Annotated in this window: 23 protein-coding genes and 1 tRNA gene; 9 read left to right on the forward strand and 15 right to left on the reverse strand. The window is 45.0% G+C overall.

Features of this window, described 5'->3' with window-relative positions; all coding sequences use genetic code 11:
• The first annotated feature begins 14 nt into the window (after positions 1-14).
• Complete coding sequence (locus tag FD971_RS00660) at positions 15-1,865, forward strand: tetratricopeptide repeat protein (RefSeq protein WP_215334202.1); 1,851 nt, start codon at positions 15-17, stop codon at positions 1,863-1,865.
• On the opposite strand, the gene mscL is transcribed toward FD971_RS00660, so the two are convergent.
• A complete protein-coding gene (gene mscL, locus FD971_RS00665; RefSeq protein ID WP_215334203.1) occupies positions 1,858-2,286 on the reverse strand; it encodes a large conductance mechanosensitive channel protein MscL in 429 nt (142 codons plus the stop codon). The two genes, FD971_RS00660 and mscL, sit on opposite strands and share 8 nt — an antisense overlap.
• 137 nt (positions 2,287-2,423) lie before the next feature.
• On the opposite strand from mscL, the gene petA reads away from it, so the two are divergent.
• The 6 genes from petA (at position 2,424) to FD971_RS00695 (ending at position 6,455) form a co-directional block, all read left to right on the forward strand.
• A complete protein-coding gene (gene petA, locus FD971_RS00670) occupies positions 2,424-3,026 on the forward strand; it encodes a ubiquinol-cytochrome c reductase iron-sulfur subunit (RefSeq protein ID WP_215302386.1) in 603 nt (200 codons plus the stop codon).
• A gap of 10 nt (positions 3,027-3,036) precedes the next feature.
• The gene (locus FD971_RS00675) at positions 3,037-4,437 is read left to right on the forward strand and encodes a cytochrome bc complex cytochrome b subunit (protein WP_215334204.1); all 1,401 of its coding nucleotides are present in this window, start codon (positions 3,037-3,039) and stop codon (positions 4,435-4,437) included.
• A 29-nt stretch (positions 4,438-4,466) separates the two neighbouring features.
• Positions 4,467-5,240, forward strand: a complete 774-nt coding sequence (locus FD971_RS00680) for a cytochrome c1 (protein ID WP_215334205.1) — start codon at positions 4,467-4,469, stop codon at positions 5,238-5,240.
• Between the two features lie 76 nt (positions 5,241-5,316).
• Positions 5,317-5,928 (forward strand): glutathione S-transferase N-terminal domain-containing protein, encoded by a 612-nt coding sequence (locus FD971_RS00685; RefSeq protein WP_015420301.1) that lies wholly within the window; start codon positions 5,317-5,319, stop codon positions 5,926-5,928.
• 31 nt (positions 5,929-5,959) lie between these two features.
• Positions 5,960-6,361 carry a ClpXP protease specificity-enhancing factor gene (locus tag FD971_RS00690; RefSeq protein WP_215334206.1) on the forward strand — a complete coding sequence of 134 codons (402 nt, stop codon included), beginning with the start codon at positions 5,960-5,962 and terminating at the stop codon, positions 6,359-6,361.
• A gap of 18 nt (positions 6,362-6,379) precedes the next feature.
• A tRNA-Thr gene (locus FD971_RS00695) sits at positions 6,380-6,455 on the forward strand.
• 75 nt (positions 6,456-6,530) lie between these two features.
• Here FD971_RS00695 and FD971_RS00700 read toward each other — a convergent pair.
• The 6 genes from FD971_RS00700 to hemA form a co-directional block, all read right to left on the reverse strand.
• Complete coding sequence (locus tag FD971_RS00700) at positions 6,531-7,850, reverse strand: MFS transporter (protein ID WP_215334207.1); 1,320 nt, start codon at positions 7,848-7,850, stop codon at positions 6,531-6,533.
• Between the two features lie 14 nt (positions 7,851-7,864).
• Positions 7,865-9,139 (reverse strand): DNA recombination protein RmuC, encoded by a 1,275-nt coding sequence (gene rmuC / locus FD971_RS00705; RefSeq protein ID WP_215334208.1) that lies wholly within the window; start codon positions 9,137-9,139, stop codon positions 7,865-7,867.
• 28 nt (positions 9,140-9,167) lie between these two features.
• Entirely contained in the window at positions 9,168-9,476 is a 309-nt protein-coding gene (gene grxD / locus FD971_RS00710; RefSeq protein WP_215334209.1) for a Grx4 family monothiol glutaredoxin, read from the reverse strand.
• 105 nt (positions 9,477-9,581) lie between these two features.
• Positions 9,582-10,430, reverse strand: a complete 849-nt coding sequence (gene prmC / locus FD971_RS00715) for a peptide chain release factor N(5)-glutamine methyltransferase (protein ID WP_215334210.1) — start codon at positions 10,428-10,430, stop codon at positions 9,582-9,584.
• A 10-nt stretch (positions 10,431-10,440) separates the two neighbouring features.
• Complete coding sequence (prfA, locus tag FD971_RS00720) at positions 10,441-11,520, reverse strand: peptide chain release factor 1 (protein WP_215334211.1); 1,080 nt, start codon at positions 11,518-11,520, stop codon at positions 10,441-10,443.
• The gene (gene hemA / locus FD971_RS00725) at positions 11,521-12,837 is read right to left on the reverse strand and encodes a glutamyl-tRNA reductase (protein WP_215334212.1); all 1,317 of its coding nucleotides are present in this window, start codon (positions 12,835-12,837) and stop codon (positions 11,521-11,523) included.
• A 1-nt stretch (position 12,838) separates the two neighbouring features.
• On the opposite strand from hemA, the gene FD971_RS00730 reads away from it, so the two are divergent.
• Complete coding sequence (locus tag FD971_RS00730; protein ID WP_251368638.1) at positions 12,839-13,138, forward strand: hypothetical protein; 300 nt, start codon at positions 12,839-12,841, stop codon at positions 13,136-13,138.
• Here the strand turns inward: FD971_RS00730 and FD971_RS00735 are convergent.
• Genes FD971_RS00735 through FD971_RS00750 form a run of 4 tightly spaced genes read right to left on the reverse strand, consistent with a single transcriptional unit; the run spans position 13,135 to position 17,691 of the window.
• Positions 13,135-13,911 (reverse strand): uracil-DNA glycosylase, encoded by a 777-nt coding sequence (locus FD971_RS00735; RefSeq protein WP_215334213.1) that lies wholly within the window; start codon positions 13,909-13,911, stop codon positions 13,135-13,137. The genes FD971_RS00730 and FD971_RS00735 overlap by 4 nt on opposite strands.
• Positions 13,911-15,695: a M61 family metallopeptidase gene (locus tag FD971_RS00740; protein ID WP_215334214.1), complete on the reverse strand. Its 1,785-nt coding sequence runs from the start codon at positions 15,693-15,695 to the stop codon at positions 13,911-13,913. The genes FD971_RS00735 and FD971_RS00740 overlap by 1 nt, the downstream gene beginning before the upstream one ends.
• A gap of 12 nt (positions 15,696-15,707) precedes the next feature.
• Complete coding sequence (locus FD971_RS00745) at positions 15,708-16,367, reverse strand: DsbC family protein (RefSeq protein WP_215334215.1); 660 nt, start codon at positions 16,365-16,367, stop codon at positions 15,708-15,710.
• A 49-nt stretch (positions 16,368-16,416) separates the two neighbouring features.
• Positions 16,417-17,691, reverse strand: a complete 1,275-nt coding sequence (locus FD971_RS00750) for an FAD-dependent monooxygenase (RefSeq protein WP_215334216.1) — start codon at positions 17,689-17,691, stop codon at positions 16,417-16,419.
• A gap of 39 nt (positions 17,692-17,730) precedes the next feature.
• Between FD971_RS00750 and ychF the strand changes: the two genes are divergently transcribed.
• Positions 17,731-18,825 carry a redox-regulated ATPase YchF gene (gene ychF / locus FD971_RS00755; RefSeq protein ID WP_215334217.1) on the forward strand — a complete coding sequence of 365 codons (1,095 nt, stop codon included), beginning with the start codon at positions 17,731-17,733 and terminating at the stop codon, positions 18,823-18,825.
• Between the two features lie 61 nt (positions 18,826-18,886).
• On the opposite strand, the gene FD971_RS00760 is transcribed toward ychF, so the two are convergent.
• From FD971_RS00760 to trpD, 4 genes are all read right to left on the reverse strand, one after another.
• On the reverse strand, positions 18,887-19,237 hold the full coding sequence (locus FD971_RS00760; RefSeq protein WP_215334218.1) for a hypothetical protein: 351 nt from the start codon (positions 19,235-19,237) through the stop codon (positions 18,887-18,889).
• Positions 19,238-19,853: 616 nt separating this feature from the next.
• Entirely contained in the window at positions 19,854-20,531 is a 678-nt protein-coding gene (locus FD971_RS00765) for a CatB-related O-acetyltransferase (protein ID WP_215334219.1), read from the reverse strand.
• Positions 20,532-20,569: 38 nt separating this feature from the next.
• The gene (gene trpC, locus FD971_RS00770; protein WP_215334220.1) at positions 20,570-21,373 is read right to left on the reverse strand and encodes an indole-3-glycerol phosphate synthase TrpC; all 804 of its coding nucleotides are present in this window, start codon (positions 21,371-21,373) and stop codon (positions 20,570-20,572) included.
• Between the two features lie 11 nt (positions 21,374-21,384).
• Positions 21,385-22,407, reverse strand: coding sequence for an anthranilate phosphoribosyltransferase (trpD, locus tag FD971_RS00775; protein ID WP_215334221.1), 1,023 nt, complete (start codon positions 22,405-22,407; stop codon positions 21,385-21,387).
• Between the last annotated feature and the right edge of the window lie 15 nt (positions 22,408-22,422).

Consider the following 22,422-nt stretch of genomic DNA (forward strand, 5'->3'; position numbering starts at 1 on the left):
AGCCCCTATTTTTTATGAATTTATTGAATAATAACCTTAGTCGTATTGAATTTTTGGTTAGTGGCGGCTCAATCGAAGAAGCGGAAAGATTGTCTTCTGATCTTATAAAAATTTATCCGCAACATGCACTTCTTCTTCAGTATCGGGGAGTGATATTTGCCCTCTTAAATAAGCATAAAGAGGCAATAAAGTGTTACGAGAAAGTGCTTAAAAAAACCCCCAATAATTTGGATTGCATGCTTAATCTAGCATCATCATTAAATACTGTGGGTGAGAATATCAAAGCCCTTTCTTTTTTAGACAGAGTCATTTCTGTAAGTCCGAAATATTTCGAGGCCCACTACAACAAAGGAAATGTTCTCAATGATCTCGGAATGATTGAGAATGCAATTACATCATTTGAGCAGGCCGTGAGCATCAATCCTAGAGATCCAAGGGCTCATCATAATCTCGCAAAATGTCTTCATGATATTGGTCGTTTTGAATTAGCTGTTGTTGAATATGACAAGGCTATCTCTCTGGATTCCAACTATGCAGAGGCTTGGTCTAATAAAGGGGTTACTTTACTTGAAAACAGGCAATATGCTGATGCAATTATTTGCTTAGATACGGCAATAGCATTGACTCCAAGATTTGCTCCAGCATATTCAAATAAGGGGCTGGTCCTTCATGCGTTGAAAGATTTTGATGGGGCAATTGCTGAATATGACAAGGCTATCTCTCTGGATTCCAGCTATGCAGAGGCTTGGTCTAATAAAGGGGTTACTTTACTTGAAAACAGGAAATATGCTGATGCAATTATTTGCTTAGATACGGCAATAGCATTGACTCCAAGATTTGCTCCAGCATATTCAAATAAGGGGCTGGTCCTTCATGCGTTGAAAGATTTTGATGGGGCAATTGCTGAATATGACAAGGCTATCTCTCTGGATTCCAACTATGCAGAGGCATACCTTAATAAATCATTTTCTGAATTATTGTTGGGTAGATTTGATTCTGGTTGGAAAAATTTTGAATATCGCTGGAAGCTCAAAGAATTTGATGCGGAGAGACATGCTGTCATACCAAGACTTAGTTCATTGGAATCTATTGAGCATAAAAAAATCCTCATTTGGGCTGAGCAGGGACTGGGTGACAGCATCCAATTTTTTCGATTTGTGCTGTTGTTATGCGATTTGGGCGCTCACGTAGTATTCGAGGCGCCCGAATCATTGGTCCCCATATTTTCAAAGAAGGAAAACCTTGAAGTGGTTACTGAGGCAGTTAATGTAGATTTCGACTTTCAGTTGCCACTTTTATCGCTCCCACTAATATTTGATGTGCGCAAAGAGGTTATACCCAACAACATTAATTACATCGATATTAATCCTGAAAAAATTAACCTTTTTTCTGCTGTAACTAGATCTGAAAAACCTTACAAAATTGGATTGGTATGTAGCGGCCACAAAAATCATAGAAATGACATGAATCGTTCAATACCATTACATCAGTTTGCAAGCATTCTGGATCAAGGGCATCAGTATTTTTTAATTCAAAAAGAAATTAGGCTTGGAGATGAGGATTTTCTCAAGGATGGTGGAATTGAGAGTCTTGCACACTGTATCAATGACTTTTCAGATACGGCTGCTATTATTTTGAATCTAGATTGCGTGATCAGTGTTGATACCTCGGTCATCCATCTCGCTGGAGTTTTGAATAAGAAAGCATTCTTGCTGCTCCCATTTTGCCCGGATTGGAGGTGGCAAGTTGATCGAGGAGATACGCCATGGTATCCCAGTATAAAGATTATTCGTCAGACAAAAATAGATGATTGGAGTCAGGCATTGGAGGAGTTGCAAATGACTATCTTAAATCTAGCTAATTAGATTTCTTTAAGCTGTCACGAATCTCTCTCAGCAAGACCACATCTTCTGGTGTTGGTGGTGCAGGCGGGGAATCAGTAGTCCTTACTCTATTGACGATTTTCACCATTTGAAATATCACAAAAGCCAAGAGTATGAAATTAATGGAGATAGTGATGAAGTTGCCATAAGCAAAAATGGGCACGCCGGCTTTTTTGAGGGCATCAAAGGTTCTTGGAACCCCATCTGGAATCTTCCCCAGAACGAGAAAAAGGTTGGTAAAGTCAATATGACCCCCTAAGAGAGTGGAAATGACTGGCATGACAATGTCATTTACCAGGGAATCAACAATCTTCCCAAAAGCCCCGCCAATGATGACGCCCACTGCTAAATCAATGACATTTCCCTTAACCGCGAAGTCCCGAAATTCCTTTAAGACGGCCATAAATGCCTCCCTCTACGTTTAGATTGAGATTAACTCAAGATTAACCTCATAACTTACTTGCATACCCAACTTTTTACTTTAAAATCTTAACTTTAAGCAATTTCCACCTATAAATGCTCTATCAAGGAATTTTGTAAATGAGTGATAAGCCCTGTATGGATAAGGATCGTCGTAATTGGTTGATCGCGACTTCAGCGGTTGGCGGTGTTGGTGCAGCCGCAGCCCTTTACCCTTTTGTGGACAGTTTTGAGCCTTCTGAGCGTGCTAAAGCCGCTGGGGCAGCTGTTGAAATTGATATCGCTGGCATGCAGCCGGATGAGATGCGCATGGTTGAGTGGCGTGGTAAGCCGGTTTGGGTGGTGCGTCGCACGCCTGAGCAAGTTGCTGAGCTCTCAAAGATTGACTCTGAGCTCGCTGACCCTGATTCTTTAAGGGATCCAGCCCAATTTACACCGCCTTATGCCCAAAACCAGTGGCGTTCAATTAAGCCTGAATACCTCGTTGTAGTTGGTATTTGCACTCATTTAGGCTGCTCTCCTACGGCTAAGTTTGAGTCGGGCCCACAACCTTCTTTGCCGAATACTTGGCCAGGCGGCTTCCTATGCCCATGCCACGGCTCTACATTCGACATGGCAGGCCGCGTATTTAAGAACAAACCAGCCCCAGACAACATGGAAGTACCACCACATATGTATTTGAGCGATACCAAGATTCTGGTTGGCGAAGATAAGAAGGCCTAAGGAGAGATAAATGGCATTTCACGAAAAAGAAGTCCCGGCAGATGCTTCTGGCGCACAAAAGCTCATGGCTTGGGTAGATTCACGCTTGCCGGTAACAGAAGCGTTTAAGCGTCACATGAGCGAGTATTACGCTCCAAAAAACCTGAATTTCTTCTATATTTTTGGTGCGTTAGCAATTGTTGTGTTGGCAATCCAGATCATTACCGGCATTTTCTTGGTGATGAACTATAAGCCGGATGCAGCTAAAGCATTTGAATCTGTTGAATACATCATGCGTGAAGTGCCATGGGGTTGGTTGATCAGATACATGCACTCGACTGGCGCTTCAATGTTCTTTGTTGTGGTTTACATGCACATGTTCCGTGGCTTGATCTACGGTTCATATCGCAAGCCACGCGAGTTGATTTGGATTTTCGGTTGCGCGATCTTCTTGTGCTTGATGGGTGAAGCGTTCTTTGGTTATTTACTCCCATGGGGTCAAATGTCCTATTGGGGTGCTCAAGTGATTGTGAACTTGTTTTCTGCTATCCCATTAATTGGACCAGATCTATCTTTGTGGCTGCGTGGTGACTACGTAGTTGGCGATGCAACACTAAATCGCTTCTTCGCATTCCACGTAATTGCTATCCCATTGGTGTTGATTGGATTGGTTGCAGCTCACATTCTTGCTTTGCATGAAGTTGGCTCTAACAACCCAGATGGCGTAGAAATCAAAGATACACTTGATGCAAATGGTCATCCAGTAGATGGCATCCCCTTCCATCCTTATTACAGCGTCCATGACGTAATGTATTTGGGTGGATTCCTGATGGTATTTGCTTGCATCGTATTCTTTGCCCCGGAAATGGGCGGATACTTTTTAGAAGCAAATAATTTCATCCCTGCAAATCCATTTGTTACTCCAACCCATATTGCGCCGGTTTGGTATTTCACACCGTTCTATTCGATGTTGCGTGCTACAACCTCAAACTTCTTGCTGCCATTATGGATTTTCTTGGCAGTGATTTTAGGAATGTTCGCACTCAAATCTAACAATATCAAGGTTAAGGGTGCATGCGCTGCGATTGCCCTAGTTTTAGCTGCAGGCTTCTACGCATTTGATGCTAAGTTTTGGGGTGTTGTGATCATGGGCGGCTCTGTTGTGATCATGTTCTTCCTGCCCTGGTTGGACCATTCTCCAGTGAAATCTATTCGCTATCGCCCACAATTCCATAAATACATCTATGGAGTATTTATTGTGAGCTTTGTGATATTGGGTTACTTGGGTATTGAGCCGCCATCACCAATATTTGAAAAGATTTCTCAGATTTGCACTATTTATTATCTGGGCTTCTTCTTGGCGATGCCTTTCTGGAGCAAGCTTGGTACGTTCAAGCCAGTTCCAACTCGCGTTACTTTTAAGTCCCATTAATTCAGATACCCGAGAAATTAGGAACTAGTATGAAACGAATTCTGCAAACTTTGACGGGCGTCTGCCAAGCAACTGTTCTAGTTGCTGCCCTGGGCCTTGGCGTAAGCGCTAATGCCAATGAAGGCGGCTTTCCATTGGATACGGCGCCAACTCGCGTTAGCAATAACGCATCTCTACAAAACGGTGCCAAGTTATTTGTGAACTATTGCTTGAACTGTCACTCAGCTACAAGCATGCGTTATAACCGCTTGCGTGATATTGGCCTGACTGACCAGCAAATCAAAGATAACTTGATTTTTACTGATGCCAAGGTCGGCGATTTGATGACGATCTCCATGACACCAAAAGAAGGCAAGGCATTCTTTGGCAAAACTCCTCCTGATTTATCTGTAGAGGCGCGAGCACGAGGCACTGATTGGCTTTATACCTATTTTCGCACTTTCTACAAAGACGACGCTACTCAAACTGGTTGGAATAATTTGGTGTATCCAAACGTTGGCATGCCACACGTTCTATGGCAGTTGCAAGGCGAGCGTGCTGCGAAGTTTGAAGAGCGTAAAGATCCACATGATGAAACTCGTATGGAGAAGGTGTTTGTAGGTTTTGAGCAGTTGACGCCTGGAACCATGAAGTCACAAGAGTATGACGACAATATTGCTGACCTGGTTGCTTTCATGTCTTGGATGGCTGAGCCAGTCCAACTCGAGCGTAAGCGTCTGGGTGTTATTGTGCTGATCTTCTTGGCAATCTTCACGCTCCTAGCTTCACGTTTGAATAAGGCTTACTGGAAAGATATTCACTAGGCCAAGTTTTAAGAGTTAATGTCGCAGTTATTTGTGCGTTTGTTGTATTGAAGTGGATATTTAAGGAAATAAATTTATGATGGTGTTGTACTCGGGCACAAACTGCCCATTCTCGCAACGCTGCCGTTTGGTGCTTTTCGAAAAAGGCATGGACTTTGAGATCCGTGATGTTGACTTGTTTAACAAGCCAGAAGACATCTCGGTCATGAACCCTTATGGCCAAGTGCCAATCTTGGTTGAGCGTGACTTGATTTTGTATGAGTCAAACATCATCAATGAGTATATTGATGAGCGCTTTCCTCATCCACAATTGATGCCGCCTGATCCAGTTGCGCGCGCACGTGCACGACTCTTCCTTTTTAATTTTGAGAAAGAATTGTTTGTGCATGTTGCCGCTTTGGAGAATGAAAAAGGTAAGGCAGCAGAGAAATCTCACGAAAAAGCGCGTTTGGCTATTCGTGATCGCTTAACTCAGCTTGCACCTATTTTTGTGAAGAACAAGTACATGTTGGGCGAAGAGTTTTCTATGCTTGATGTAGCCATCGCCCCATTATTGTGGCGTTTAGAGCATTACGGTATCGACCTTTCGCGTAATGCGGCCCCCCTCTTAAAGTACGCTGAGCGTATTTTCAGTAGACCTGCTTACATTGAAGCTCTAACTCCTTCAGAAAAGGTAATGCGTCGCTAAGCGGCTCATTATTCATGCTGGCAAGATAGGCATGGCTGATATACCAAGCAATAAACCATACCTAATCCGTGCTCTACATCAGTGGTGCACGGATTTTGGTTTTACACCCTTCATGGCAGTTTTTGTAGATGAAAACGTAGAAGTGCCCATGGAGTTTGTGAAGAATAATGAAATCGTCCTCAATCTTTCCCTTGAAGCTTGTCATCAGCTCAACTTAGACAATGACTGGATTAGCTTCCAGGCTAGATTTGGCGGAGTCCCAAGAAAAATCATGGTTCCTGTGAGCCATGTTTTGGCAATCTATGCCCGAGAAAATGGCCAAGGAATGTCCTTTCCATTTGATGCTAGCCAGTCAGTCAAACCTAAAGACGGGGATCCACAGAATCTTGAAAAGCCAAAAGCCGGTAGACCTTCCTTGACAATTGTGAAATAGGTTAAAATATTAACCGTTGCCCCTTTAGCTCATCTGGTAGAGCAACTGATTTGTAATCAGTAGGTGGTCTGTTCGAGTCGGACAAGGGGCACCAAAATTCAAAACCTAAGTTCGCGAGAATTTAGGTTTTTTACTTATGAGGCCAGCAATTAAGTTTGCTGCAGTGTGTTTAATCAAGTAGATTCATTCTTTTGGTTTCGGGCAGATATAGTACTGCCATAATTGCACCACCCGCCAAGAAAATTGTCGGATACCAGAGCCCTGCGATGCTGCTTTTCCAGTATTGATTCAACCAAGTCACAATCAAAGGCAGAAGTCCGCCTATCCATCCTGCTGCAAGATTGTGCGGAAGTGTTGCTGCGCTATTTCTAGTTTTGGCTGGGAATAGTTCTGCAAGGAGGGCTGTTTGTGGGCCTACTACTAGCGCAAGGATTGCTGATAAGCCAATTAATATCAAGCTTATCAAGTATGTGGATCCAACATTACTTTGTAAGAAATGAAAGGCTGGCAGTATTAGTGTGGCGCCTAAGATTAGACCGGAGACAACTACAGGTTTTCTACCAATCTTGTCAGATAGCCATCCCGCAAAAACTGTTAGCGGCAGCAGGGCAACTGTTGCAAAGACACTCAATTGATCTACCAGTTGAGGCGGCAATTTCACAGAAGTCTTTAAAAAGATTGAGGTGTAAACCTGCACACAGAAAAATAACACTGCACCACCAGCAGAGATGCAGAAAAAAAGTAGGAACATTCTCTTTCTGATTTCAGGATCTTGGAGATTATCTCGTAAGGGGCTTTTGGATTGGGCCTCATTTTGACTTAGCTGTAAATAGATTGGCGTCTCCTCTAAAGCCATGCGAACTTTAAACGCGAGCAGTAGCAGAATAAGTGAAAGCCAAAATGGCACGCGCCAACCCCAGGATAGAAATTCTTCTTGAGTCAGATAGCCTTGAAGCAGTGCAATTTGTAGAGTGGATACCAGGATTCCTAGTGGCCCCATGAGTTGTAAGAAGCTTGTCTTAAAGCCGCGGTTAGTGTCTCCAGCATGCTCTGTGAGGTAAACAGCACTACCACCAATCTCACCACCTGCAGAGAGGCCCTGCAGCAGTCTTAGGCTAACTAAAAGAATGGGTGCCCAGATTCCAACTTGAGCATAGGTCGGCAAAAAACCAACGCAGACCGTTGCGATACCCATGAGGGTAATGGTAATCATGAAAACAGGCCTTCTTCCAATGCGGTCACCAATGCTGCCAAATATGGCCGCACCAATAGGCCTCACCACCATACCCACGCCAAAGGTTGCTAGGCTAGCTAATAAAGCTGTACTGGGATCACTGGAGGGAAAGAAGAGGGGTCCAAATACAACTGCAAGAGTTGCAAATGTCAAAAAGTCATACCACTCTAGAAATGTTCCGAAGCAGGCTGCAATGGCAACTTTTCTATAGGAAGGCGACGAGGTTTTTGATTCTGATTCGGAAGTAGCAGTCAATTTTTATTCTGCGTTTATTCTGTGTCTGTTGACGATTCAATCAGGGGTGCAGAGATATTTTTACTAGGCTTAACACCTAGCTCACGCACCTTCTCGGCAGTACGAATGAGATTGCCTTTGCCTGACTTGAGTTTATTGAAGGCATCGTGATAACTTGTTTGAGCTTGATCTAAGCGTTGACCTAGTTTTTCAAGGTCGTCCACAAAACCGACGAACTTATCGTAGAGGGTGCCACATTGTTTTGCAATCTCTAAGGCATTGCGATTTTGGTGATCCTGACGCCAGAGATGCGCAACAGTTCTCAGCGTAGCCATTAGAGTGCTTGGGCATACGAGCACAATATTCTTTGTCAATGCTTCTTGATAAAGATTGGGTGCAGTTTTCAGCGCCAATAGGAACGCGGGCTCAATGGGTACAAACATCAATACAAAATCTACAGAACCAATTCCATATAAAGAGCTATAGTTTTTGCTTGATAAGCCTTGAATATGTTGGCGCAGAGACTGAATGTGCGCAGCCAATTCCTGCTCGGCAATGACTGGATCGGATGCTTCTGCGTGCCTTGAGTAAGCAGTAATCGATACTTTGCTATCAACAACGAGACTTCTACCCTCTGGCAACTTAACAACTACGTCTGGTTGCAAACGTGAGCCATCGGTCTGGGTGTGGCTATCTTGAACCAAATACTCTTCACCTTTTCTTAGGCCCGAAGACTCGAGAATGGACTCTAGAACTAACTCACCCCAATTGCCCTGCACCTTGGGGTCACCTTTGAGTGCCTGAGTTAGCGAGCGAGTCTCATCAGACATGCGCAGATTGAGATTGGCAAGACGCTCGATCTCGCTTTTAAGCGCAAAGCGCTCGCGCGCTTCATTGCTATAAGAAGTATTGACTTGCTCTTTAAATTCTAAAAGCTTGGTTTGTAAGGGCTTGAGTAAGGCGTCTAGATTAGCAACATTCTGTTCAGTAAAGCGTTTCGATTTATCTTCCAATATTTCGTTGGCTAGATTTTTGAATTGACTAGTCAATGCCTCTTTAGCTTCATTGAGCGACTCAATTCTTCCCAAGCCCTGCTTACGCTCAGAATCTAGTGCCGCTTCAAGGCGGATAGCATTTTGCAGTGCCTGATCACGCTCTGCGCGAAGGCTGGTGGCTAATACAGTATCAGTTTGATTCTGTTGCTCAGCACGACTGAGAGCGGAGCGCAAATTCAGTGCATATACCAAAAGGCCTGCACATAAACCCAATGGCAGGCCAAATAGAAGCAGAGAGCTTAAGTCAAAAGTCACAAATTCAGCCTATGGAATCGGATGAATCTTAGGATTGAACTAACTTTTGTAATTCGCCACTTTGAAACATTTCAGTCATGATGTCAGAGCCGCCAATAAATTCACCATTGATATAAAGCTGAGGAATAGTTGGCCAATTAGCAAATTCTTTAATGCCTTGACGAATTTCTGCGTCTTCCAATACGTTTATCGTATGAAGTTTATCTACGCCACAGGTGCGCAAAATATTGACCGCATTTCCGGAAAAGCCGCACTGAGGAAACTGGGCATTACCCTTCATAAACAATACAACAGGATGACTGCTAACGATTTCTTGAATTCTTGCTTGGGTATCCATAATTTTTTCCTAAATTGATGCTGTAAGGTGATCTTGAGCTGCAACTAACAATAAGAGTAATTTTAAGGCTATCCGGAGAAAAGGGTTAATTTCTCGCTGGGGTTTTTAAAGGCTTTTTCTGCTAGATGCTGCGCGACTGTGACCAGCTAAATCCTGATGAACTTGCACGTCTACTAGGCCCGCCTCTTTCATGAGTTCCACCACCGTTTCTGATTGATCAAAGCCATGCTCGACGGCAATCAAGCCACCAGCTTTCAGGTGCTGATCTGCTCCGGCAATAATGATTTCTAGGCAATTCAGCCCACTAGCGTAATCCGTAAGGGCAGATTTAGGCTCAAATCGGAGATCCCCTTGGGAGAGATGGGGGTCTTGATTGGCAATATACGGCGGATTACTCACTATCACATCAAATTGGCTCTGCTGAATTAATACCTCATACCAGCTACCTTGTAAAAACTGGATTTGCTTTGTCAAATTTAACGATTCAGTGTTTTTTATTGCAATTGCCAAAGCCTCTGTGGATTGATCTGTTGCAACAACCGAGACCAATGGAGCTGCACTTGCGATGGAAAGCGCAATGGCGCCCGAGCCCGTACCCAAGTCCAATACTCTTGCGGGTTTATTGAGTTTAGTGATTTCAGCAAGAGCAATCTCTACGAGAAGTTCAGTTTCTGGGCGGGGAATCAGCGCCCCAGGCCCCACTTGTAACTCAATATTGTGAAAGCCTTTCTTGCCCAAGATATATGCAATGGGCTCACCATGTAATCTTCTGGATGCTAGGCTTTCCCATTCTTGAAAAGCTTGCTCATTCAGGCTCATATCGTCGTGCGATAGGAGGGCAGAGCGTGGGAGTTGATAGTGTTTCTCTAATACATGGGCGAGCAGTATGCGCGCCTCATTGGCTGGCAATACGCAGTTGCTAATTAATGCGCGCAAGGAGTGACTTCCACTCATCCTGCTTGTATTAATTGTCACCAAGTGCTGCAAGAAGTTCAGCCTGGTGTTCTGATGCCAAAGCATTGCACAGGTCGTCTAAATCCCCATCCATCATGGCATCAATCTTGTAGAGCGTGAGGTTAATGCGGTGATCTGTAATGCGCCCCTGCGGAAAGTTATACGTCCGAATACGATCGCTGCGATCACCAGAGCCAATGAGAGATTTTCTGGTTTGGGCTTCTAGCTGATGCTTTTCACGTTCTCTTGCATCCATGATGCGTGAGACCAGCACCTTCATTGCCTGCTCTCGATTACGATGTTGACTGCGATCATCTTGACACTCCACTACCGTTCCACTTGGTAGATGTGTGATGCGTACCGCAGAGTCTGTTTTATTAATATGCTGACCACCAGCACCAGATGCTCTAAAAGTATCAATACGTAGTTCAGCAGGATTAATCTTTACAGCCTCCAATTCATCGGCTTCAGGCATCACTGCTACCGTGCAGGCCGAAGTATGAATACGGCCCTGAGTTTCTGTTTGAGGTACACGTTGCACGCGGTGACCACCTGATTCAAATTTGAGGCGTGAGTAGACAGACTGACCAACTAGGCGAAGAACAACTTCTTTATATCCACCCAGGTCTGATTCGGCAGCATTCACTACTTCTACTCTCCAACCCTGTCGCTCAGCAAAGCGCGTATACATCCTCAGTAAGTCACCAGCAAATAGTGCGCTCTCATCACCACCTGTACCTGCACGAATTTCTAAGAAGACGTTACGCTCATCGTTCACATCTTTAGGTAATAGTAGTTTTTGAAGCACACCCTCAAGCTCTTCCATGGTGGCTTGCGCTTGCTTTTGTTCTTCGTCGGCAAAGTCCCTCATCTCAGGATCTTTGCGCATCTCTTCGGCGGCTTGAGCATCTGCCTCAGCTTGTTTGTATAAGCCAAATTGCTCAACCACCATCGCAATATCTGAATGCTCGCGCGTGAGCTTCCGGTAGTTGTCCATATCTTTAGTGGACTCTTCGGTGGTTAATAGGGAGTTAAGTTCGGCTAAGCGTGTGTCTAGGTGGTCTAGCTTAGCCCGCATGCTGGGCTTCATCTAATGATCTTCTGGCTTGGAGTGCGAGGCGAATAATTTAGGAAGCAACTTAATCAGGGCGTCACGCTCAGCGCCATTCGAGTGTTGTAAGGCATGCAATGAACCATGCAAGAACTTATTGGTTAAGCCTTGGGCCATTGCATTGAGAACCTCTTGGGGATCTTCGCCGCGCATTAATCGTTTCATGGCCCGATCCAACTCCAACTGCCTTAGGTGTTCACCTTGTTGCTGGATATCTTGAATGAGTGGAACAGTTTTACGGCTCTGCATCCAGTGCATGAAATTACCAACGCGATCTTCAATGATTGCTTCGGCTTGACTTACAGCGGCTTGACGCAAAGAAGCGCCTGTTTGAATCATCGCACCTAAATCATCTACCGTATAGAGATATACATCATCAAGTCTTGATATTTCAGGTTCAAAGTCACGGGGTACTGCCAAGTCAATCATCACCATCGGTTTATGGCGGCGCTGCTTTAGTGCGCTCTCTACCATGCCCAAGCCAATGATCGGCAGTGAGGATGCGGTGCTTGAAACAATGATGTCGAATTCATGAAGACGCGAGGGAAGCTCGGATAATTTAAATGACTCTGCTTCAACATCTTGAATCGATATCGAGTCCGCTAATTCTTGTCCGCGCTCGATGGTGCGATTGGCAATGGCAACAGCCTTAGGTTTGCGTGCAACGAAATGGGTTGCGCACAAAGTGATCATGTCACCAGCGCCGATAAACAGAACACGTTGTTCTGCAATACTTTCAAAAATACGTTCAGCTAGTCGAACGGACGCAGCCGCCATCGAAATCGAATGAGCACCAATCTCGGTAGAGCCACGAACTTCTTTTGCAACGGCAAAGGTTTTCTGAAAGAGTTGGTTGAGATAAGTACCCAAGACGCCTGCGTCATTTGCAGTGCGCACAGCATCTTTCATCTGCCCTAAGATTTGGGTTTCACCAATCACCATAGAATCCAATCCACAGGCAACTCTAAAGGCATGACGTACCGCATCTGATTGCGGTAGCGAGTAAATGTGTGGTTCTAAACTGCTGGGAGCAACCTGTTGAGTTTTTGCTAACCAATCAAAAGTGGCCTCATGCAAGAGACTGGCTGCATCTGCATCGTTAGCAGCGCAGTACACTTCTGTGCGATTGCAGGTAGACAAAATTGTGGCTTCCGGCAGGCCGGCCTGATTCGCGCCAACGAGATGTTGGCGAAGATCGTGCAACGCTTCTTGAAGAAATTCAGGGTCAAAGGCGACCTTTTCCCGAATGGCGACCGGCGCTGTGTGATGATTGATGCCGAGTGTCAACAACTTCATAATGGTGATTATAGATTTGATGGCAGCAATAATGGGGGTAGCAATGGGGTTTTTAGCTTTTCTGGTGATTGGTGGTTTAACTGGCGTATTCGCCTTAGCTTTTTACCCGGGAGAGCGTAAAGCTAGGCCCAAAATCAAGGGATTCCTCATGGCTGCCTTAATAGGCTTCTTGTCTGCCTTAGCGAGCTCCTATGTAGGGCAATTTACAGGCTTCTTTCAGTCTGGACAGATGCTCGAGTGGCTAAGCGCCATAGCCGCCTCGTGCCTTGTAGGCTGCCTCTATGCGGCAGTAAATAACTAGTTAAATAGTTTGGCCTGAGGGGCCGCGCTGGTGTTTTGCCCGCTTGGGATAGTCCAGCGAATGGGGGTTTCGTGGTGCTCCACTAACCATTCATTAGCCTTAGTGAAATGCCCACAACTTGCAATCCCACCCAGCTCCAGGAAGGGTCGATCCGTTTTATAGACGCCAAGCCCAGAGGGGTGGGAGGATTCCAGAATCAATTGGTTCGGAGCCGCCTCAATCATAGGTAACTTGGATTGGGCATGACCACCCCACAGCATCCAGACTAAATGGGGCTTTTGGAGAGCTAAGGCGCTAATCAGTCTATCGATCAGAGACTTCCAGCCCAGATTGGTATGGCTACCAGCCTCACCCAATTTGACACTGAGAGCAGTATTGATAAGTAGGACGCCTTGTTCAGCCCAGGCATGAAGATCGCCATTAGGAAGGGCGCCAAACCCCTCCAGTGCCAGTGCTTTACTGATATTGCGTAAAGAGCTGGGAAATTGCCGAGAATTCGTCGGAATATCACTCGGGATGGAAAAAGCTAGACCTTGAGCCAGCCCAGGAGAGTGGTAGGGATCCTGTCCCAAAATGACGACCTTGGCCTTGGTAAGCGGGGTTAATGTCAGCGCTTTGAAGAAATTCCGAGGTTCAGGGCAAATCTTTGCTGCGTCATTGTTTAATTCAGCCCTGAGATTGGTCTGTAGTTGTTGCCACTCAGGAGATTCGAAATAATCACCGAGCAGGGCGCGCCAGTCCTCAGGAATATCAGCAGCAGAAAACGAATGCATTACTCAGCTGGAGTGAGTGTGTACTGAGTTGGGATTTGATCACCCTCAAGAAAAGTCATGCATTCATGTTCTAGATCATCTCGGTAAAAACAAATCTGAATTACTTGTCCTGATATCAGGCTGGATAAGACCTTATCCCATCGAGCAGCAGTAACGCGCTCACCATTGATGCTAGCTAGGAGATCTCCGGTAGCTAGACCAGCCAATTGCGCGGCACCACCGTCGAGTACATGGGTTACCTTTAGCCAGCCGGCTACTTCGGTATGACGCAGCCCAAGTTGCAATTTAATTTGCTCAAGCTTGGAATGGGTTTTTTGTTTCACTGAAATAGTTTGGGAATCAATCCATTTCTGAATGGGAATATCTTCAGCGCCAAAAATGTAGCGGGATTGAAATTCATTCCAAGTTTTATTAAATCCTGTACCCAGAAGTATTTGCATTAAGTTATCGAGACCATCTTCGGCAATTCCATCAAGCGTGACACCATGGGTTTGCCAGATGAGGCGCATCAAATCATCTAGCGATTGACGGTTGTTGGTGAATGCGCGAATCTTAAGATCTAAACCTAAGGCGAGCAATGCACCTTTCCCGTAATAGCTGACAACTGCGTTCGGAGTGTTCTCGTCCGCTTGGTAATACTTAGTCCAGGCATCAAAAGAGCTATCCGCCAGGCTTTGCTTTAGTCGACCCGGCCCACGCAAAATACCATTCCAATTATTAGCGACTAGCTTGAGGTAGGTTTTGAGATCGATGCGTTTGCTGCGGAATAATTGCAGATCATCGTAGTAACTCGTAAAGCCTTCAAATAGCCACAGTAAGCGGGTATGGTTTCTGCGATCGAGTTCATAAGGCTGAAATGCTTTGGGCTGAATCCGTTTGACTAGCCAAGCATGAAAATACTCATGACTACAAAGACCTAAAAACTCACGATAGGATGCTTCATCCAAAGGAGTTTTGACTTGAGGAATCTGATCACGACGGCACAGCAGTGCAGTACTGTTGCGATGTTCAAGTCCGCCATATCCAGAAAGAACCGCATTGACCAAAAATAAATAATTCTGGAAAGGCGCCTTCTTTATCTTAGGCTCAAAGAGATTGATTGTGCAAGAGCAGATAGCTTGCAGATCTGTTGCTAAACGCTCAAGATCAATTTCATGAATGCAGCCCTGAATCGCCATGCTGTGCGACACGCCATTGGATTTCCAGTGGGAAATTTGAAACTCACCCATCGCAATCGGATGATCCAGTAGATCGTCATAATTTTTGGCGAGATAAAAACCATAACCTTGACTATCCACTTTGGCTGGCTGCAAACCTGTCTGAACAGTCCAAGAATTCGCACAAGTATCTTTAGGTGGAATCAATACTAAGGCACATGGCAAAGACTCTTGACCTTTGACTGCCAAACATAAACTACTTGGATTAATAAACGCACGTTCAGTATCGAGATAAGCTGCGCGTACAGAAGTATCAAATGCATATACCGTTATGAGAATTTCTACTGCACCAGCTACCTTGGGCAGGCGCCACTGATCGTTGTCGATTCTTTCTAACTGCAGTGCTTCGTGCGGGTTATCAATCGAAAACGCTTCAATCGTTTCAATTTGCTTACTAAAGTCGCGAATTAAATAGCTACCTGGAATCCAGGCAGGCATTTGCAGAATCTGCCCATTTGGCAATGGGTTCTCAATACGTAATTTCACGTGAAAGCGGTGACCATGCAGATCTGCCGCCCAAATGGTGTATTGGATTACTGGTAGATCAGAGGTATCTAATTTGTTCATAAGCTCGACCTATTACTTCAGACTACTAAATTTCTTTTCAATATCAGTGATTTGAACGGCACCTGGAAAGCGGCTGCCATCAGTAAAGAAAATAGTAGGAGTGCCAGTAATGCCGTAGGTCTTAGCAAAGGTCATATTCTTATCTAAAGGAGTGGCACAGTCACTTTTTCCACTCGGCACAATGCCATTGATCATCCAATCAATGTAGGCCTTCTGAGGGTCAGCGGAACACCAAATTTGTTTGGACTTCTGCGCGGAGTCTGGCGACAAAATCGGAATGAGATAGGTATAGATAGTGACGTTGTCTAATTGTTGAAGTGATTTCTCAAGGCGCTTGCAGTAACCGCAATTGGGATCGGAGAAAATAGCCAGCTGTCGACTGCCATTACCACGTACTGCTTTTAACGCATTCGCTGGAACGAGTTCAGACCATTTAATGCGATTCAAGTCCGCTTGTTTTTGTTCGGTAATATTTTTTCCTGTAGCGATCTCAATGATTTCACCCTGGATTAAATATTTGCTGCTCGCATCGGTGTAAAACACATCATTTCCCACCAGTACTTCGTATATGCCGGGAATAGGTGATAGGGAAACACTTTTAATTTTGGCATTGGCGCCAATCTTTTTTTGCAATTCAGTACGAACCTGTTGTTCCGATTGCGCGTTAACCATCCCGGCTACTAAAGTGAGAGAGCAAGCTAAAGTAATAATAGAAATTAATTTATTCAAAATCAGCATCTCCAAGGGCGCGTTCAATTAGGCGCCGTTTAATAAAGTGACTACGATTGACGAGGCCTAGGCCCCAATTGCGCAATTGTTTCTCTGTGCCGCTGCTGGCTGAAAATAACTTCTTGAGTTTGTCCGTCACCCAGAGTAGCGCGCTAGTGTCGCCTTGACGCTGACGCTCATAACGACGCAGCAGTACTTTGTCGTTTGGTAGGCGGAAAGATTCTCGTTTGCCTAAAATATTTAATAGTGTTGCTACGTCCCGTAATCCCAGGTTCAAACCCTGCCCTGCTAGTGGATGCATCACATGTGCGGCATCTCCAATGAGCGCTACTTTGGGGTTCTCATCGGGTCCGATAAAACGACTCGCACGAATTCTTCTGAGAGGAAAGGCGGCTGGTGTTGAATTGAGCGCAAGTGATCCCAGTTGCTTCACTATTTCCCCGTTGGCAATGGAGGAAAACTTTTCCGTCCATGCTGCTTGATCTAGCTTTAAAAGTTCTGCAGCATTTTCTGGTGAAGTTGACCACACCATCGAGACTTGTTTATTTGGTAATGGCAACATTGCAACGATATCGCCGCCCGGCAAAAACCATTGGTAGGCGGTTTCTAGATGTGCGTTACTGCAAATCCAATTAGCCACTACGGCACTTTGTGAATAACTTTCTTCTTTTGTAGAAATACCTAACTCAGCGCGTATGGGTGAATTAGCACCATCAGCGGCAATGACGAGTTGGGCGCGTAAGGTGGATCCATTTGCAAGATGGAGGGTGGCTCCATCTGAATCCACCTGAATACTTTCTACAGCGTCATTGATGCGCTCTAATTTATTTTGGAAGCGTGAGGCTTGATCTAGGGTGTGTTCAATCACATTCGATTCGCCAATCCAGGCTAACTGAGGTGTCCCCGCTTCAAAAGCAGACAGATGCAACTGGTCATGTTTTTCTCCACGATCGCCAAAAATTCGCATATCTCGAACGGGTTGCATACGACTGTGATCAACCGCATCCCAAATCTGAAGATGGGCTAATAGCTTTTGGGTGCTGGGAGAGAAAGCGTAAATGCGTTGCCCCCACTGCTCCCCCTGAGGAGCGGGAACGGCTTGCCCTAAGTCAGGTGCAATTTGAATGGTTTGCAGACCAAGCTGCGCTAGACCTAAGGCGCAGGCCTTACCCGCTATACCTCCACCCACTACAGCGACATCGATTGTCCGCATTTGGGAGGTATTTTTGGGCAATTTAGCTGAGTTATTTTGGAGAACTTCTGACATATCTCGATGATATCGAAACTAGCCCTTTACAATACGGCTATGTCTTTGAAATGTGGCATCGTCGGCCTGCCTAACGTCGGCAAATCTACCCTCTTTAACGCGCTTACCAAAGCTGGAATCGCGGCAGAAAACTATCCTTTCTGCACGATCGAGCCTAATGTGGGCGTGGTCGAGGTTCCTGACCCCCGTCTAGCCGCTTTGGCTGAAATCGTGAAGCCTGAGCGCATCCTGCCTGCAGCCGTCGAGTTTGTCGATATTGCGGGTTTGGTGGCTGGAGCATCTAAAGGTGAGGGTCTTGGAAATCAATTTTTAGCGAATATTCGCGAAACTGATGCCATTACCCATGTGGTGCGCTGTTTTGAGGATGCGAACGTGATTCACGTAGCAGGCAAGATCGACCCGATCTCCGATATCGCGGTGATTGATACCGAGCTGGCCTTATCTGACTTAAGCACCGTGGAAAAAACTCTGCAGCGCTCTAGCAAGGCAGCTAAGTCAGGCAATGATAAAGAGGCGGCAGCTTTGGTGGCTGTGCTAACTAAGGTACAGGCCCATTTAGATCAAGCTCAGCCAGTACGTAGCCTGAAACTGACTGACGAAGAAAATCTACTTTTAAAGCCTTTGTGTCTGATCACAGCAAAACCAGCGATGTATATCGCCAACGTCAAAGAAGATGGCTTTGACAATAATCCGCATTTAGAGGCAGTGATTCAGCATGCAGCTAAAGAGGGTGCTCCAGTGGTTGCGGTATGTGCAGCTATCGAGGCCGAGATTGCTGATTTAGATGATGCCGACAAGGTTGAGTTCTTGGCAGACCTCGGCATGGAAGAGTCTGGATTAGATCGTGTGATTCGTGCAGGGTATAAGTTATTAGGCTTGCAGACTTACTTTACGGCCGGTGTTAAAGAGGTTCGCGCCTGGACAATTCATCAGGGCGATACTGCTCCACAGGCTGCCGGGGTGATTCATACAGACTTTGAGCGTGGCTTTATTCGTGCCCAAACTATTGCATTTGAAGATTTCATTCAATTCAAGGGCGAGTCTGGTGCCAAAGAGGCTGGCAAAATGCGGGCTGAAGGCAAAGAGTATGTCGTTAAAGATGGTGACGTCTTGAACTTCCTCTTTAACGTTTAAACCAGCATTACCAAATGAAAAAGCCCTTACTTGTAAGGGCTTTTTGCTTTGTTTAAAGTGCTTAACTTTCTTTGACGGCCTTTGCTAAACACTTAGAGATCTCTTCATAGCGCTTGATAGCAATCTTGCTGGGAACCACTTCCTTTTTTCGACCATCTTCATTTTCGACCATCTTGATGTAACCCATGGCGCTGAGATTCTTCAGTCGTCCATGCAGGGTTGCCTGGGAGCCAAGCTCAGAGAGAGAAATCAGGTCTCCCACCAAAATAGATTGCTTAGCATCAAAGCTCAAAATAATTTTATCTAGAAGATTTTCTTCAATGTAGCCGAGTTTCTTGCCGGAATTGATGCGATCTAGAGCATCAATGAGATTTAAAAAACGAATGTAGCAAGAAGATTTGGTGGTGGACATGTCTCGTTATCGATGTAATTATAGGCTATTAGCTTAAGGGTTAGTGTTAGTTTATTCCCTAATATATGGACTGGTACTATGGGGTCAATACAAAATAAATAACCATGCTGATAGTCATGAAAAAAATACTCCCAGAGCGGATTTTACGCTTTTTGATTAGTGCGCTAGCATACACAATTTTTTATTTTGTATCGACGCATGGTTTGTGACTAATTTGACATATGGCTTGAGAGTAAATTGGATCTATCTTCCCGCCGGCCTAAGATTATTTCTGACCTTGCTATCTGGGCGATTTTCCTCAAGACTTAACTACCTGCATCGGCGTTGGTTTAATTTAAGGATTCGCCCCTTACTTTGCCAGAATATTTGTTTTGACGAATGTCAAAATTGCACTAGATCTAAGTAGCCTGAGTTTGCCAAAGTTATTGGCATGTATTTTGATTTATGCGCTTTTCAGTGCAGGCCTACATCAGTGGTGGTTTGCTGTGCGAGGACTTGATAAAACTGAAAGTTTTAATCACTTCCTGGTGATGCTAATTGGGGACGAGCTCGGCACCGCACTACTTATTGGTCTAATTAAATACGGCCTAGATTTAATGAAGCCCTCTAAGCTGGTCTAACTATAAAGTTGGCTTGGGCGATATAAATCGATCAGGCCAATCAAAATATTTTTGTTTGGTGGTGAGCAGAGAATCGTCTCAATCTCTTTAATGGAGTCTAGCGGCAATTCCCACCACTTAAGCTTTAAAAGCAGATTAATTACATCCTGATCAAAGCGTTGCTTAATGGATCGCGCAGGATTCCCCCCAACTATTTCATATGGCATGACATTCTTTGCAATAGTGGAATTGGCTGATAGAACGGCGCCATCCCCGATAGAAACCCCAGACAGAATGGTAACGCCAGATCCAATCCAAACGTCATTCCCAATCGTTACGCCGCCTTTTGTTGATGGGTGGCCTTTTATAGAATCGCCGCCAAGCTCACTTTGATAGATATGCCCAAATGGAAATGTAGTCACCCAGTCTGTTCTGTGATTCCCCCCCAAGAAAATACTAACATCTGTGGCTATTGAGCAAAAAGAACCTATGGCTAATGGTGCCCCTTCACCCCATTGCTTTATGCTGATGTTTTCAAATCCATATGAGAAGCGCCCAATAGAAATAGCGCTATTTCCCAAGACGCTTATTTTTTCACAATCATTTGAGAATGTTTTGTTTTTGGCAATTCGCAGGATTTTAAGTTTCCTAAGTATGTAATCCAGCCTGAAATAAAAATATTTTTTTATGCCCATTTGAGGTTGCTTAAGCTTCCAGTGTGATGACTTAATTTTTACAGAAACAGTTGACGTAAAGCCGCGCCGGGATCATTGGCGCGCATAAATGCTTCGCCAATCAAGAATGCGTTGATCTGGTGATCACGCATCAGTTGCACATCAGTGCGATTCATAATGCCGGACTCGGTAACCAGAGTTTTTCCCGCTGGAACCATTGACAGCAGTGAGAGCGTGGTTTGAAGAGTCACCTCAAACGTTTTCAGATTGCGATTATTGATTCCGAGCAGGGGAGTTTTTAATTCGAGGGCTTGCTCCAACTCGGGAGCGTTATGAACCTCAACCAGAACATCTAAGCCCAGCTCATGCGCACAAGCTTCCAACTCTTTCATTTGATTGAGTTCTAAGCAGGCAACAATGAGCAAAATAGCATCGGCACCGATTGCTCTTGCTTCGTAGACTTGATAAGGGTCGATCGTAAAGTCTTTACGTAAAACTGGAATGCTGCACGCAGCTCTTGCAGCTTGAAGGTAAGCATTCGCCCCCTGGAAATAATCTTTATCCGTGAGAACGGATAAGCAGGCTGCACCATTTTTTTCATAAGATTGAGCAATCTCAGCTGGCTGAAAGTTTTCTCGCAAGATACCTTTACTAGGACTCGCTTTCTTAATCTCAGTAATCACACCAGCCTTACCTGCCGTAATCTTATTTTCGATAGATTGAATAAAGCCCCTGGGCTTTAACAGTGCAACACGATTATTTTCTTCAGCCTGATCGCGTTGATTGGCCAAAGAGATTTTTTTTGAATCAGCAACAACCTCAATTTTTTTGGTGGCAACAATTTTGTCGAGGATATCGCTCATAAAGATCTTAATTAGTTTTGGGTTGCTGCTACAAATTGATCCAGCTTTTGACGGGCAGCACCAGAAGCAATGGCTGCTTGAGCCATCTGAATACCGCTAGCAATGTTTGGTGCCACATCTGCTACATACAGCACTGCTCCAGCGTTGAGGCAAACAATGTCGCTCGCTGGGCCAGGTGTTTTATTGAGGACATCTAAAACAATGGCTTTAGATTCTTCAGCATCAGCCACCTTAAAACTATTGGTTGGAGCTGTACTTAGGCCGAAATCTTTTGGATGAATCTCATATTCACGGACTTGACCATCTTTTAATTCGCCTACGAGAGTAGAGCCTTCAAGAGAAATCTCATCTAAACCGTCGCGGCCATAAACTACCAATGCATGATCCATGCCCATAGCCTGCAATACACGCGCCTGAATGCCTACCAAGTCCGCATGAAACACGCCCATCAAAATACGCTTGGCATCAGCTGGGTTGGTAAGGGGGCCCAGGATATTAAAAATCGTACGCACACCCAAATCTTTGCGAATCGGGACAACATTTTTCATTGCAGGGTGATGATTCGGGGCAAACATAAAGCCAGCCCCAACTTCTGAAATGCATTGTGCGACTTGTTCTGGTGAAAGTGATAGCTTCACGCCTAGCGACTCCAGAATATCTGCGCTACCTGATTTGCTGCTGACGCTACGATTGCCATGTTTAGCAATTTTGGCGCCAGCTGCTGCTGCCACAAACATGGCAGCAGTAGAAATATTGAAAGTATGAGCGCCATCACCGCCAGTGCCCACTACATCGACTAAATTTTTTCTATCTTCGACGTGTACTGGTGTCGCAAACTCACGCATCACTTGAGCTGCTGCAGCAATCTCACCAACGGTCTCTTTTTTAGTGCGCAGAGCAACTAGTAGACCAGCTACTAAAGTTGGCGGCATCTCACCACTCATGATGAGACGCATCATTGCTGCCATCTCGTCATGAAAAAGTTCACGATGTTCAATACAACGTTGTAGTGCTTGCTGAGGCGTAATAGGCATAAGGATTGAGTTAAT

This window comes from Polynucleobacter sp. AP-Ainpum-60-G11 (assembly GCF_018688375.1).
Classification (GTDB): domain Bacteria; phylum Pseudomonadota; class Gammaproteobacteria; order Burkholderiales; family Burkholderiaceae; genus Polynucleobacter.